The following is a 12,775-nucleotide window of genomic DNA, read 5'->3' on the forward strand; positions in this document are numbered from 1 at the left end:
TTATGAAAGTATTACCTTATTACAAAGAAGAGACAAAACGTCAATGTTCAGCTGCAATATCATTGGTTGATAATATTAATGTTTTGAGTAAAAAGGAATCAGCCATTGTCACTAACTATATGAGTTCTTGCCTTATTATTGATCAATGGCTGAGTAATGGCATGGACATACTGACAAGGGAATATGTGATTCCTACACAATTATGGTCTGATGGTATATATGTATGGAATGAGTCTCATATTTATTATGTGAGAAAATATCGAGCGAAACTACCATCAGCATTTATATCGCATATATATGAGCAGGTTGATATAGGATATGATCCTAAGGGGCTAAATATTGGAAATTTAATTACAAAGTATGAAAATATTTCAAAAAAAATATCAGAAGGTGATGAATCTTTTTATGATATATCGTATGAGTAAACAGTTGGTTCTGAATGGGGTTGTGAAGCATTTTATTTCTTTAACAAAAATAGAAGGTATGAAGATGAAACCAGATGAATTTCCATATAACCAATCTGGGTTGGCATTAGATGAACTGGAAAAACTCATCATTCGTGTTGTTGAACATGAGCTGGAAAGAGATGACTTATTAAAAAGTATTGCAGATGCAAGAGAAAGAGGCACTGTCCCAATCCGGGGGATTCAACATCAACTCATGCAGTACCGGAAAAAATATAGCCTCTACACACCTTTTTCAGATGATGAAAAACAATTAATTGATCACCTTTTAAATTACTGGGGATAAGGCTGTTCATCATTTTGTGCCACGTCTATTTTATAGGATTTAGATATTTATCCAGACATCCTTCAAAGACTGTCGAGTAGACGACACTTGTTACCAAGTGCCGCCCCTCTAAGAACCGTACGTGCAACTTTCACTGCATACGGCTCAAGCCTCCACTAAGGCATCATTGATACCCAGCAACTTATAAAGCAGTCGAAGCAGGTTCGTTCCAAGAGTTACGAGCTAGCCTTTTGGGTTTTCTCTTCGCCAAGTATTCTTGGTATTGAGGGTCAAAAGGGGTAGCAGCACTCCTAATTTTCACGTGTCTTTCGATAGGCACTTTCGCTATTTGGAACAGATTGAAGTGACAGTCCATGTTCATGATTTTCTGCCAACCGTGAAATTGCCATTGGCCTTTACGATTGAGAAAGTACTTATGAACAACCCAGTCTTTGGACTTGGTTGGATGACGCCTAACTGCCCAGTGCCATAGCGCTTGGAATAGTTTGTGGCCGACATACCCGAATATTTGTTTAGCAACACAGTGGCGATAGTAATTCGCCCATCCCCTGAGTTTCGGATTTATCAACTTGATAAGATCGTTAACAGGGATGGTTGCGTGCTTTTTAATGAGTTCTCGTAGATTTCTCAAGAATAACAGCGTGTTGGATTTGCTCGGTTTGATGAGCAATTTGCCTTTGTACTTCCTGTGATTGAAGCCTAGAAAGTTAAAGCCATCATCAATATGAGTGATCTTCGTTTTCTCTTCGGAGAGGGCTAACCCTCTTTCTGCCAAAAAGCCAGCTACCAACGGTTTGATGTCGTTCACTAGCACTTCCTTTGAAGAGCAAGTAACCACGAAATCATCCGCATAACCGATAAAGTTGGCTCTAGCCCCCTTTTTCAGGGCTGTAGATTTTATTTGTTGCTCTATTCCCGCGAGAGTCATTAGCATCAAGGTTGGAGAGATTATTCCACCTTGAGGTGTACCTTCATCGGTATCATAGAACAGACCCTTATCCACATAGCCAGACTTTAACCATTGCTCTAACATACGTTTATCTACCGTGATATTGTCCATAAGCCATTGATGCCCGATTTTGTCGAAGCAAGCCTTAATATCTCCCTCAAGAACCCATTTCGCTGATCGCTTTAGAGCCAAACATTTGAAACACTGACTGACGGCGTCAGCCGTGCTGCGATTTGTCCTAAACCCATAGCTATTGAGGTCGGCAAGCGTTTCGGACACTGGTTCGAATGCTAGAAGATGGAGGGCTTGTTGCGCTCTATCAATCATGCATGGAATACCCAATGGCCTGAGCTTACCGTTCTTTTTGGGAATGTAGATACGTTTAAGTGGTTTTGCAGAGTAAGCCTTGCGGCTCAGTTGATTGACTGCTTTCATACGGCGTGCATCTGTGGTCCAGGTGACACCGTCTATTCCAGGCGTTTTACTGCCTTTATTCTGAGAGACTCGCTTAACTGCAAGAAGCTTGGCTGAGCGAGAATGAGTCAAGAGCCACTGTAAGGACTTCACCTTACCGTATTTCTTTTCTCTCGTTGCTTTTGCGATACGCATTTGAAGCTTCAATACGTGTGCTTCAATGGATTTCCAGTCGATGGACTGCCATTGAGCGCCGTCAGAAGATGCACCAATCTCTTTCGAGATCACCATTTGCTTTCCTCCTTGAATAAAGTTCTTCAAATTCTCTCGCAATGGGAGACCAGTCGGAAGTGGGCTCACTTTCGTGATCAGACATAAGTCTGTATCTGCATCATTACAATGTAGCTTTCGCTTTTTCCGACCTCCTATACCTGCATCACTATCGGCCACAAAGGCTTTCCCAAAGGGAGTGATACAGGCTTACCCTGTTCCGTATGTTACGTAAAATGTCAGGTTAGATGCCCACTATAGTGCGGAGAGTGCAGTGACCACGAAAGAGTACTGTCCAACCTCTTTCCAACTCTCATTGCCTTTTGGCCACAGCGTATTAACCACTTCCGCTGCTTCATCATATAACGCACCTTGAATGGATTCACATACGTTCATCATACTGACTACCTAGCACTTACCCGAATTGTGGTTTTCAGGAGAAACGTCCTCTCACGATTCTGTTCCCACTCAGCCCAACGGCCAAGTTTCGTTACATTGTCCGAGCCGCTGCTTTATTCAGGCTCGTAGGTTCATCTGGTGATACAGACGGTTCACTCATAAAGCGGTGAACAACGCTTCATACGACTTCAGGTCGCACGGACAGTGTTAAGTTACCGTCCGCATACAGCAGTTTTAGCAAGTTGGTTTCGTTGGCGAATCCACTCTTGGTTTTGGTAGTGTTCAAATTTCTGTGTCATTTCAATAAACTAATATAAAAAAGGAAATGACACTTTATGTCTGACGATAAATACGAAATTGATATTCAGGAATTCGCTAAAGCACTTCAGTCCGGTCAGGGACTCAATGGCAAAGACGGGGTTCTCACTCCACTGATTAAGAAAATCACTGAAGCGGCAATGGGTGCTGAAATTGACCAGCATCTCGAATCTGAGCCTGAGAACCGGAAAAAAGGGAAATCCCGGAAAACAATCAAAACGATGTCCGGCGAGTTCGAACTGGAAACACCCCGTGACCGCAACGGGACTCCACTTCCCCCGCCAGATAATCCAGCTCCTGTCCGGTGATTTCAACATGCTCTGAATACCGGGCTTCAATATAAGCCCGTTGCAGGCGACGGAAACAGCGGCGATGGAATTTATTATCCAGCGGGAAGATCGTTTTAAATTCAGGATCAATCTGGGCGCAGAGCTTGCTCAGTTTTTCGATATTATGTGATTTGGCTAAATAATTGGTGCAGGTAAGCAGGGCACAGGCGTATAGATGCTCAGTGGCCTGATGAAGTTCAAAAGCGGCTTTTTTTAGTCTTGAACCCTTTCTGGCATAAATATACATCTCGAAGTCGTCATCTAAATTTTCAATCCACTGATCATAATGTTTTTTCGCAATCGCTTGTTTTTCTTCATCTGTGAGTTTACCCGGTAATGACAATTCCTTCGGCGTGGCGGAAAAAATCTCAATCCCTTCTTCCCGGATATCCCTGAAAAAATAATGACCCTGCTGCAGGCGTTCATTGACATCCCTGAGTGAATGGTGGTTTCAATGTGTCTAATGGCCGCGATCGCAGCCGTGAAACCGTGCTGACCAGTCTGACTTCCGGCGGTACGGCCAATATCACCGTTGGCGGCAATACGGATATCAAAGGCGCCACGATTGCCACCACAGATGCAGACGGCAAAGACACCGGCGACCTGACGCTGAAAACCGGCACCCTGACATACAGCGACCTGAGTAATACCAGCTACAGCAGTAATATGAGTGCCGGTTTCAGTACGGGGGCTGCAATTGGTGACGTTGTGAATGAAAAGACCGGTGAGACAGAAACCCAGGTCAGCATCGGCAGCAACACCACTTCAGCCCAGTTAAACGATAGCTCGGATTATCACAAAGGCAAAACGCTGGCGACAGTGGGACAGGGTAGTTTAATCATCGGCGATGAAGCAGGCAGCGACGACACTACCGCGCTGAACCGGGACGTGGAGAATTCAGAAACTGATTTGTTCACGGTAGATCGCCAGCAGGGGAACTTTGATGTTTCGATTGACCACCGGTTGTTCCATGAAGGCGGACATCTGGCGATAGCGGAAGATGTGAAACGTAACGAAATCACCTTCGACAGCATCGCAGATGCAATGGATGATGATAATCAGAGCGTTGGCCTGACCGGGAACGAAGAGGGTAAGGAAGGTGTACTGGATCATCTTGAGCACAAGCATGATTTCTTCACGGCGACGAAGAATTTTATCACGGATGAAAACAACGAAGCGCTGGTTAAAACACTCAATGATCCGAATGCAACCCCGGAGCAGAAACAGGCGGCCTACCAGTCTCTGTCAGCCTCGATTGCGAAGCAATTCGATCTGACTCCGGCTGAAGTTATGATGGCCTTGGTCGGTGAGAATGGTCAGCAGGGTCAGGGAGCTTATGGCGATGGTAAAATTTTCTTCAATGACGCAATGCACTTCAATCTGACCGACATTGTGAACACCATTGGTCATGAGACGCAGCATTATCTGGATGATAACCTGCTGCAAAGTAATGACAGTCAGACGTTTGAAGAAAACCGGGAAGAATACGCAGGTCTGATGGGAGAGGCGACGGCCGATTATGTCAGCTTTAACTTCGAAAACTCAGGCTTTGGTCACTTTGGCGGCTTCAATCTGCAAAACGGTACAACAGGTAGTGAGTTAATCAGGAACAATACCCAGACGTATGAAACAGTGCGGCTTGTGCTTTGGTTCACTGTTCGGCTGAATTTGCACCGGGAACAGAAAAATATAAGGAGATGAAAGCCCTTGAGGAAGCCGGGGCTGTTTATAAAGATGCTCCGCAGGTCTTGCTGAATTATAGCTTTACACAAGCTCAGGTGTCTCCGAGCCTCGGTGTCACAGTTGACCATCAATACCAATACAGCCCACAGGATGCGAATGCCGACAGAGCAAGTGCGGGTATGGATGCGGGTTATGAAAATATTGCTCAGGGGTTCAGAGACCACTATGGGCTGAATGTGACGGCAGAGCAGCTTAAGCAAGGGGTCAATGTGACCGGAAGTCTGATGGCTGCATTTTCAGCGGTACTCGGAGATAAGTTTGTTGCTGCAGATGTTCAGAAACTGGTGAAGAACTCTGGGGTATATCAGAAGCTGAAGGGGATTTCTGATATAGAGGCCGGAGCTCAGGTTAATACGGCTTATCATGCGACAAATGGTGCCGGTGTTGCACAAAATATTCTGGATGGGATTAATCCTAAGTTCTTAAATCCGGATAGTCGTTTTGGAAAAGCATTTTACATTGGTGATAGTGCGAATACAGTTACTAAAGAATTGGCACATCATAACGCTGATTCTACACATGCTATCAGATATACCATCAACAATGAGCAGGCGAAGGTTTTAGATTTAACGGATCCACAGGTTGCAAAAGAATGGGGTTATGCAGGTGGTGAAATTACCGATCAAACCAAACTTATTGGCCAAAAAGCTCAGGAGCAAGGGTTTAATGTCATTAAGTTTAATTCGGAGAGAAGTGATGGTGTAAATCTTGCCGTTATAGGTGATTTCAAAGAAGTATTGACACCAGAAATCGTGGTGCCGACAAATAGTGCGAATAGTGGAGTTGGTAGTCGTGGTAGAATTCCACAAAAGTCACTAGGGGAAAACAAGGATTCAAAAGCTATTGGTTCAGGAACTGTTTTGGCAGTTACTGAAAACCGGAATTTAAAGCAGATTAATGAAAGTAGTGGGAAATACTCGACTGAAATCGATGATAAAGTTACTGTTGTCCAGAAGGATGATGGTATTCCGGATTGGATTCAAGAAAGTTTTCTGGATTCAAATTATCGAACAGTTGTAACTAACCAGGACATAACTGTCTATCGTGTTTTTGGAGGTAATGCTAAGGTGCAAGGTGCATTTGTGAGCACAAATCCAGCACTAAATAAGATTCAAGCTAAAATTGACGCTGCACTATTGCCAGAATGGAAAAACACGAGAGAATTTGAAGCTGAAATCCATGTTCCCAAGGGGACTGAGTTAAATATTGGGAAAGTTGCACCTCAAACTATTGACTCTACTGGTACAGTTTTGGATGGTTCTTCAGATCAATTATTAATGCCACAAAACTGGTCGAAGGAATGGATTCAAAATATAAGGAATGTTAAGCCATGATCGGAATTAATGACTTGAAAAATCGAATTGAGTCTACGCTAAATGCTTTAGAGCAAAAGCAAAGATCATCTCAAGAAGCAATTGTAGATAATTTTATAGTTAAGTATATGGTTGTTCAGTCAGCGATACAGTCTGGCAAGCCAAAGGAGGAGATTCTTAAAGAAGCTCGTATCCTTCTTGGTTCCGCCAGGGGATACTTGGAAACCTCTAGTAACTATGAACAAGAGTTTCTTAAAGAAATGAGCAAAACAGAAAAATTGATTAAGCAGTTGAAAGAATAGAGTACGAGCTATGATGATTTCTGGCATATGAGTTGTGTGGATTGCGGTCTAATCAGTTGATTGATTTCGCCAGATCAACAGCCAACAAGAGACGTGCTGCGTGGCAGATAATAAACGTAACTGAACTTCACACACCTGAGTCGGTCGAAACAAGGAGTCCGGTAGTTGCTGACACCGCTGATACGATATAGTGTGAAAGGTTTTGAATTATTAGTGGATGTTACCAAAGGCGTAGATTTATATATGGTATTATACAGAGCAAATGGTTGTAGAGTACATTTGACTATGGCTCAGATTTTTACTGGCTTAAATTTGAGATTTAAGATGAAGTGTTAGCCGGTAGCCCGGAGCAAATATATCAAGCTGCTTTTACGGAGTTTACTCCAGACTCAAAATCTGGAGAACTACGAATTACCGGGTATCATTTAACAATCTGTCCAGGACTGATGATAATTACATTAAACTTGATGACATATAACGAAAACACAGGGATGAATATCTGGAAACATCCTGACTTGAAAGAACTTTAAATATGAACTCAGAAATGAATTTACGCTGCACCGTTTTTGAATATCAATGCCAACACTGTGGAAAACGATTCAAAGCCCCTGTATATACAGGGAGTGGCTATGGGCAGTTTTTAATGAGAAATTATGTGTCAGGCCATCATGTCTGGCTGGATGTTTTCTCCGATGATGTCATCAACGAGATGGATCAGCTTATTTCTGCTCATCCTGCGGTGTCTTCTCTCGGTGAAAACGCTCAGTCAGATATCTTCCAGAAAATAGTAGGGTATCTTTATGATCCGGATTCTGAAGGGAATTATTACGGGATAGGTATTGACCCTCAATGTCCTTTTTGTAACGCGCATCAGGCAAAATCTTTTAGGGAGGTTTTTCCTAATGAATACATGGAGTTATCGGTGGTCAGAATTACAGCAAGGCAATGGAAACAAATGTCTCAGGATGAAAAAATTGAGAAAATTAATCAGCTGATACAGGGTATAATTATGTAGATATTATCTTGAGACTGTCACATAAGCTATACATCTGACAGATTTAAATATGCTTAGATAAGCGATTACCCAATGAATGAGACTGTTCATAATTCTGAATCAGCCTGGCTGGCATAAATCTTCCCCTGACAAAATCGCTCCACAGCCCCCTTTAACTTCACCACTTTCCCCGCCAGATAATCCAGCTCCTCAATGGTGATTTCAAAATGCTCTGAATACCGGGCTTCAATATAAGCCCGTTGCAGGCGGCGGAAGCTGCGGCGATGAAATTTATTATCCAGCGGGAAGATCGTTTTAAATTCAGGATCAATCTGGGCGCAGAGCTTGCTCAGTTTTTCGATATTATGTGACTTGGGTAGGTATTCCAACACATAATACCCGTCCTTTGTATAATCAACTGGAAAATGAAATCTATCCTGATGTCTCATGTGGCCCTACCAGTTGTGCTATGATATTGGAAAGTAAAGGTATTGAAGGTTTTACCCCGGATAAAATCAGCCAGCTACTCTTAGATAAGTATCAGTCAACGGGAACGACTACAAGTGATTTAAAATATGCGATGACAGAAATCGGATTGACGACAAGAGTTTTTCAAAATAGTAGTACAAATACCTTGTTACGTTTACAAAGGTTGGTTGATAAGGATAACCCTGCCATAGTACAACTAAATATGGGAAATAATTATCATTTTGTTGTGTTAGATGAAATTGTTGCTATGCCAAATAAGGAACTTTTATTTAAGATCAGAGACCCGGCTAAAGGTGTTCATTATGGTTTAAAACAGTCAGATTTTGAATCATTATGGCAACATGGGGATCTTTTAGTTACGAAACCAAGGAATTAATATGAATCTGTCAGAATTATTTTCATTTACCAATAAAATGGCTGATGTTGTACGTATCGAGTGTTTCTATGTTGCGAATTCAAAAGAAGCATATCTGGTTGATAATCTAGAAAATATTAATTTTATGCTTGATGTGTCTGGCACGAACATAAAGTCTTCGTTAGAAGGCTATATTTCTACATATGGTGGTGGAGAAGGACGCTGGTACAATATGGTTCCGTGTCAATGTATTGCTGAAATTGTATATAAAAAAGAAAGTCATAAGCCTATTATAAAAAATGTTGTCCGCTTTTCTATGCAACAAGATAATGTTTGGTACACCACAATTCCTCACAATGATTTATCTGAGATCGATACAAACATTGAAGAGATAGTCAGGAATTTTGAGTCTTACCGCAATAAAACAATTGAAATATCCGGGCACCTTTTACTTAAAGGAAGTGACGCAACGATAAGCTCCTCTAATCAATATCAGGATCCACAAAATTATACGCTCAAACTAATAAATCCTTATTGTGAAGAGATTATTGAGTCTCACTTTACACCTGATGATTTATCACCTGACTATGAAGAAATGGTGAAATTAACCGGACGTGTGGATTATTCATCTGATGGTTCTTTATGTGTGACAGCAGTTGATGAATGGAATGTAATTTATTCTTCAGCGACTATTCATTTTACCGGCTTAGGCCGGTGTCGATATCTTGAGGAAAAAAAGGGCTTTGTTTCCTAAATTTGATTTAATTGAATTAGTTTTAACTCGATGTTCAGTGTGTATGCTCCTAAATTGATTCAGTCTTCAGACATTCAATCGTATGTTAACCGAAATCACCATCAGTCGATGGTGATTTTTTGCCTTTAAGCTATCAACTACTCAGGGCGAGAGCATTTAAAGGAGATGAATTATACTAGTGTGATTACCGAGGGAGACTGACGGACTAATTACCGAGGGACTTTGTCACTCCAGCATAAAGACAAACAGATTTTAGAAAACCGCAAACAAGTCTTAATGTTATACCGGCAGGCCAATCTAGTACGTTGGTCAGGACATATCAGGAACTGTGAACCTGTTGGTAAAGTGGAATTGAATCCGGATAAGAGGCCGGAAACAGATGAAAAAGAAGTAGCTTAAATATTAAGCAAATGATGACAACTATCTTGAAAAACACCGTTATTGACGGTGGAAATATTACATTGAAGAGGTTTTAAAATGTCAATGAGTTTAAATTTGGAAATCGCTTCAGGCGTAACTGTGGGGTTACTAAGAGATTCTTTGGTAGCTACTAACTATGATGAACTAATTGAAAATACAGATGGTTTTATAGCACACTTACCAGATACTAACGTGAGAGTTCACGCGACTACAAAGTTAGATAATACAGCTATACTGGCTGAAGGATTAGATAATTTAAGCTGGGAAGTTGGGCTAAGAGCTTTTTTTTATGTAGACCTAAGTAAAGAAAATGCATTGGATGATATTAAAAAAATAGTGACACAAATTGCAGATAAAACAACTTTTGATTTTGTTTTATCTTTGCATTATGAATCTATCTATGCTGTGAAAAAATCAGGATATCTTTGGTTAAAAGAAAATTTTTGTACTTAACTAATTATAATTATTTATAAATTTCATTTCTTCTGAAATAGCTGAGTTGTTCCAGAGTTTATTTTTTTGTGAATGGGGTATGGCATTGATGTTGGAGATATAGATTGTTCGCAAATTTCTAAAAATTATTATGAAATTGCAGAAAAACAAGGAAAAATAATTGTATTCAGAGATGCCAATGCTCCATGGCTTTCAGGACCAGAAAAGCACTTGAGAGGCAAGTTTAATACTCCATTCAAAGATTTTTCTGAGTTTTATTACCCACAATCGGTCAAAGGTGGAGAAACTAGAGAGACGCGTGAATCATATCATGCTTTATATACAGATGGCCGATATTTTTATGATGGTGGGTTACATAATGATGGAATCCCTATAGGGGATTATATGAAATTGATTAAATTCATGAATGAAATAACACCTGCTTATAGAGTATATAATCCTGAGACAGGAGAATTAATGAAAGGTAAAATTTATGGAAAGTAAATATTCTGATTTCAGAGAAGCAGCAGAAAAAGTCGGTGCAGCATTTTCTGTAATATATGTTCTTTATTCAAAAAAACTGATTACCTGGTCTTCATCATCTCCGTCAATAACGCCCCGTGGGTATAATGAGCATCATGTACCCATTGTAAAGTGGCAATATAACAAGACATGTCTTGATATGGGAAGCGAAGTTAAAGCTCTCATAGAAAAGCGATTTGATTCAATAATTGATTGGAACGTTGAAGCTTTGCAGTTCAATAATAGATGGCTATTAGTTCCACAGAGAGTTCAAGATGTGAGGGAGCAAGACGAGATAGATTTGGTAGAGGCTACATCTATCATAACTATGAATGATCCTGATTTTGCTATCAAAGCTAACCGTGAACTAATTAATCTTGCGGAGTTTTTAAATTTGAAGCTTTAGTGTGAGTCTGATGAGACTGTTACATGTTTTGTATAACTGGCTGATTTAAATTGAATTAGTCACGAATTAAACTGGTATCTTCTTGAAAAATGAGAGTTATCCGTTTTTATAAAGGTACTGAATCTTTAATCAAAACAAAAGAGGTAACTCTCATGCTTCAGCAATTACCGGAAATCGCACAGTTTATGGCGGTTCATCCTGTGTTCTTCTCTCAGGCGGTAGCGAATGCTTGTACTGAGACACTGGTCGAGGGTAAGCGTGATACTGGTGAAATTTTGGTTCTGCATATGATGGGTACCTGATCCAGCTTATCAGGATCTGGTGAGCCGGTTGCAAAGTAAAGATGACACTGTGTCCGGCAACGCGCGTAAAGAGCTTTTCCAGATTGCGTTGGAACGGTTCGGGCTGACCCGGCAGGATCTGCACTTCTACGACAGTACACAAACGACCTCGACAGTACTGAAGGACAGCATCCTTGGTGATGTGAAGGCAGCCACTGTCACGGATGAAAACAGTGCGCTTCAGGGCACCTCGTTTATCGATACAGCCGGGGATGATGAAGTAACCCGTGATGATGTCAATCAAAGCATGGGACAGGAGCTCGCGCGACAGGAAGAATTACAGGGTCAGGATGATTTCCACCTGTTTGATCGTAGCGAAGGAGAAGCGGATGCGGTGGCAGAAGCGATGGCAGCGCAGTTTGCCCATCGTCTGGAACATGTGACCGGTGCGGATCAGGATTATGGCTCAGGCAACAACTACGGTCAGGCGTTGCGGGAGAATACAACCCTGGTGAGTGCGGGAACACAGGTTGCCAATCAGGTGGGGAATGCCACGGTTGAATACCGGCAGCTTTATGTTCAGGAAGCCCGGGTCATTTTGCAAAATGCCGCCACTTATGCAGAAACGCATGGGATAAGTGAGACAGAGGCGAAGAAAGCACTCTTTCAGCAGGCATTACTTCAGGTAGATCAAACCTGGGCGTCACAGTCACATATTCAGGAAAATCCGGAGGCCAGAGAAGCGCTGTCAGCAATTGCAGCGCAGCAGGATGGCGATGTTCATGAATCTGCTATAGGGCAAAGCTTCTGGGGGCTATTGGGTGCAACATCCAGTCCTTACTTCCAGGCTGCGAATCAGGCGATTTATGAAGACAGCGGCATCAATGCCCGTGAAAATGCTCAGATTGAAGGGGGCGCTGCAGGTGAAGCTAATCCGATCCGTCAGTATGCCACAGCAAATGGTGAAGCACCGGTTGATGTGACATTGGGTGAAGCCGCAGATTCAGCTTATGATCAGGTCACAGGGACAGCAAAGGCAATTTATGAGGCAGTGAGCGAAGATCCGGCTGGTGTTGCAGAGCAACTGGCTGGTGCAGTTGTGGATAAAACAAAAGAAGTACTGGCTGACCCCGGTGTGCTGCTGCCGGAGGAGAATAAAGGAAGCGCCGGTGACAGACAGCTGGCCGCAGAACTTCAGGGAGAAGAGGAAAAAGCCCAACAGGAAGCGGGTAGCCAGTTCATCGAAGATGCAGTCAGCCTGATAGGCAGCCCGGTCGCAGCGAAGGGAGAAAAACTGGCGGGCGAGCTGGCGATAAAAGGTTTGGCTTAAGCGGC

General features: G+C 42.1%; 16 protein-coding genes and 1 pseudogene. 14 read left to right on the top strand and 3 right to left on the bottom strand.

Annotated features, from left to right (window positions below):
• Positions 1-2: 2 nt before the first annotated feature.
• Positions 3-425, top strand: coding sequence for a hypothetical protein (locus OC443_RS21015; protein WP_073584827.1), 423 nt, complete (start codon positions 3-5; stop codon positions 423-425).
• A 22-nt stretch (positions 426-447) separates the two neighbouring features.
• Positions 448-750 (top strand): hypothetical protein, encoded by a 303-nt coding sequence (locus OC443_RS21020; RefSeq protein WP_159440352.1) that lies wholly within the window; start codon positions 448-450, stop codon positions 748-750.
• Positions 751-931: 181 nt separating this feature from the next.
• On the opposite strand, the gene ltrA is transcribed toward OC443_RS21020, so the two are convergent.
• Entirely contained in the window at positions 932-2,404 is a 1,473-nt protein-coding gene (ltrA, locus tag OC443_RS21025; RefSeq protein ID WP_200796999.1) for a group II intron reverse transcriptase/maturase, read from the bottom strand.
• Between the two features lie 713 nt (positions 2,405-3,117).
• Here ltrA and OC443_RS21030 point away from each other — a divergent pair.
• Positions 3,118-3,369: pseudogene (locus OC443_RS21030) on the top strand (transposase); the annotation flags it as partial.
• On the opposite strand, the gene OC443_RS21035 reads toward OC443_RS21030, so the two are convergent.
• Positions 3,314-3,772, bottom strand: coding sequence for a HEPN domain-containing protein (locus tag OC443_RS21035; protein WP_073586399.1), 459 nt, complete (start codon positions 3,770-3,772; stop codon positions 3,314-3,316). The pseudogene OC443_RS21030 and the gene OC443_RS21035 sit on opposite strands and share 56 nt — an antisense overlap.
• Before the next feature lie 113 nt (positions 3,773-3,885).
• Here OC443_RS21035 and OC443_RS21040 point away from each other — a divergent pair, with 113 nt between their 5' ends.
• The 4 genes from OC443_RS21040 (at position 3,886) to OC443_RS21055 (ending at position 7,802) form a co-directional block, all read left to right on the top strand.
• Entirely contained in the window at positions 3,886-5,130 is a 1,245-nt protein-coding gene (locus tag OC443_RS21040) for a hypothetical protein (RefSeq protein WP_143169450.1), read from the top strand.
• Complete coding sequence (locus OC443_RS21045; RefSeq protein WP_073586401.1) at positions 5,127-6,506, top strand: hypothetical protein; 1,380 nt, start codon at positions 5,127-5,129, stop codon at positions 6,504-6,506. The genes OC443_RS21040 and OC443_RS21045 overlap by 4 nt, the downstream gene beginning before the upstream one ends.
• A complete protein-coding gene (locus tag OC443_RS21050) occupies positions 6,503-6,787 on the top strand; it encodes a hypothetical protein (protein WP_073586402.1) in 285 nt (94 codons plus the stop codon). The genes OC443_RS21045 and OC443_RS21050 overlap by 4 nt, the downstream gene beginning before the upstream one ends.
• A gap of 643 nt (positions 6,788-7,430) precedes the next feature.
• Positions 7,431-7,802, top strand: a complete 372-nt coding sequence (locus tag OC443_RS21055) for a hypothetical protein (RefSeq protein ID WP_143169451.1) — start codon at positions 7,431-7,433, stop codon at positions 7,800-7,802.
• 86 nt (positions 7,803-7,888) lie between these two features.
• Here the strand turns inward: OC443_RS21055 and OC443_RS21060 are convergent, their stop codons facing one another.
• Positions 7,889-8,173: a HEPN domain-containing protein gene (locus OC443_RS21060; RefSeq protein ID WP_159440390.1), complete on the bottom strand. Its 285-nt coding sequence runs from the start codon at positions 8,171-8,173 to the stop codon at positions 7,889-7,891.
• Between OC443_RS21060 and OC443_RS21065 the strand changes: the two genes are divergently transcribed.
• The 7 genes from OC443_RS21065 (at position 8,149) to OC443_RS21095 (ending at position 12,770) form a co-directional block, all read left to right on the top strand.
• Complete coding sequence (locus OC443_RS21065; protein WP_073586405.1) at positions 8,149-8,646, top strand: cysteine peptidase family C39 domain-containing protein; 498 nt, start codon at positions 8,149-8,151, stop codon at positions 8,644-8,646. The genes OC443_RS21060 and OC443_RS21065 overlap by 25 nt on opposite strands.
• A gap of 1 nt (position 8,647) precedes the next feature.
• The gene (locus tag OC443_RS21070) at positions 8,648-9,379 is read left to right on the top strand and encodes a hypothetical protein (protein ID WP_073586406.1); all 732 of its coding nucleotides are present in this window, start codon (positions 8,648-8,650) and stop codon (positions 9,377-9,379) included.
• Between the two features lie 477 nt (positions 9,380-9,856).
• The gene (locus tag OC443_RS21075) at positions 9,857-10,252 is read left to right on the top strand and encodes a hypothetical protein (protein ID WP_073586407.1); all 396 of its coding nucleotides are present in this window, start codon (positions 9,857-9,859) and stop codon (positions 10,250-10,252) included.
• A gap of 72 nt (positions 10,253-10,324) precedes the next feature.
• Entirely contained in the window at positions 10,325-10,735 is a 411-nt protein-coding gene (locus OC443_RS21080; RefSeq protein ID WP_073586408.1) for a hypothetical protein, read from the top strand.
• On the top strand, positions 10,725-11,159 hold the full coding sequence (locus OC443_RS21085; RefSeq protein ID WP_073586409.1) for a hypothetical protein: 435 nt from the start codon (positions 10,725-10,727) through the stop codon (positions 11,157-11,159). Before OC443_RS21080 ends, OC443_RS21085 begins: the two co-directional genes overlap by 11 nt.
• Positions 11,160-11,311: 152 nt before the next feature.
• On the top strand, positions 11,312-11,461 hold the full coding sequence (locus tag OC443_RS21090) for a hypothetical protein (protein WP_159440392.1): 150 nt from the start codon (positions 11,312-11,314) through the stop codon (positions 11,459-11,461).
• 19 nt (positions 11,462-11,480) lie between these two features.
• Positions 11,481-12,770, top strand: a complete 1,290-nt coding sequence (locus OC443_RS21095; protein ID WP_073586411.1) for a hypothetical protein — start codon at positions 11,481-11,483, stop codon at positions 12,768-12,770.
• Positions 12,771-12,775: the final 5 nt, after the last annotated feature.

The sequence above is a fragment of the Vibrio quintilis genome, assembly GCF_024529975.1.
Taxonomy (GTDB): domain Bacteria; phylum Pseudomonadota; class Gammaproteobacteria; order Enterobacterales; family Vibrionaceae; genus Vibrio; species Vibrio quintilis.

Bases quoted from the DNA above. Each gene is read 5' to 3' on its own strand.
- OC443_RS21015 (WP_073584827.1), top strand. From the start codon at position 3: ATGAAAGTATTACCTTATTACAAAGAAGAGACAAAACGTCAATGTTCA.
- ltrA (WP_200796999.1), bottom strand. From the start codon at position 2,404: ATGGTGATCTCGAAAGAGATTGGTGCATCTTCTGACGGCGCTCAATGG.
- OC443_RS21045 (WP_073586401.1), top strand. From the start codon at position 5,127: ATGAAAGCCCTTGAGGAAGCCGGGGCTGTTTATAAAGATGCTCCGCAG.
- OC443_RS21050 (WP_073586402.1), top strand. From the start codon at position 6,503: ATGATCGGAATTAATGACTTGAAAAATCGAATTGAGTCTACGCTAAAT.
- OC443_RS21055 (WP_143169451.1), top strand. From the start codon at position 7,431: ATGAGAAATTATGTGTCAGGCCATCATGTCTGGCTGGATGTTTTCTCC.
- OC443_RS21070 (WP_073586406.1), top strand. From the start codon at position 8,648: ATGAATCTGTCAGAATTATTTTCATTTACCAATAAAATGGCTGATGTT.
- OC443_RS21075 (WP_073586407.1), top strand. From the start codon at position 9,857: ATGTCAATGAGTTTAAATTTGGAAATCGCTTCAGGCGTAACTGTGGGG.
- OC443_RS21080 (WP_073586408.1), top strand. From the start codon at position 10,325: ATGGGGTATGGCATTGATGTTGGAGATATAGATTGTTCGCAAATTTCT.
- OC443_RS21085 (WP_073586409.1), top strand. From the start codon at position 10,725: ATGGAAAGTAAATATTCTGATTTCAGAGAAGCAGCAGAAAAAGTCGGT.
- OC443_RS21090 (WP_159440392.1), top strand. From the start codon at position 11,312: ATGCTTCAGCAATTACCGGAAATCGCACAGTTTATGGCGGTTCATCCT.